Origin of the sequence: Cohnella baijiui (genome assembly GCF_020731285.1) — a bacterium.
Taxonomy (GTDB): Bacteria; Bacillota; Bacilli; order Paenibacillales; family Paenibacillaceae; genus Cohnella.
In genome coordinates, this window is record NZ_JAJFOW010000116.1 from 1 (window position 1) to 431 (window position 431).

At 52.7% G+C, this 431-nt stretch carries 1 protein-coding gene; it reads left to right on the forward strand.

Features of this window, described 5'->3' with window-relative positions:
* Positions 1-431, forward strand: a 431-nt coding sequence (locus LKX83_RS31895; protein ID WP_227887279.1) for a 3-dehydroquinate synthase, incomplete at both ends; no start/stop codon positions are given.

The following is a 431-nucleotide window of genomic DNA, read 5'->3' on the forward strand; positions in this document are numbered from 1 at the left end:
ATATAGCGTCCCTGTACTTAGATAGGACAGAGTCTGTGCTTCGCAGCGCCGGGTATGCTGTGTATCATCATATTGTGGCGGCAGGAGAGAAAGCGAAAAGCTTGTCTGTGTATGAGCAGATTATGACGCAGGCATTAGAATCGGGCTTGGATCGAAAATCAGCGTGTTTGGCGCTTGGCGGTGGGGTTGTCGGAGATCTTACAGGGTTTGTCGCGGCGACCTATATGCGCGGCGTTGATTTTGTGCAGATTCCAACAACATTGCTTGCCCATGATAGCAGTGTCGGCGGCAAAGTTGCCGTCAATCATCCGCTTGGAAAGAATATTATCGGCGCATTCCATCAGCCGCGTCTCGTCGCGTATGATACAGCCCTTCTGCGCACGCTTCCTCCACGCGAAGTGGCCGCGGGATTCTCAGAGGTGGTTAAGCAT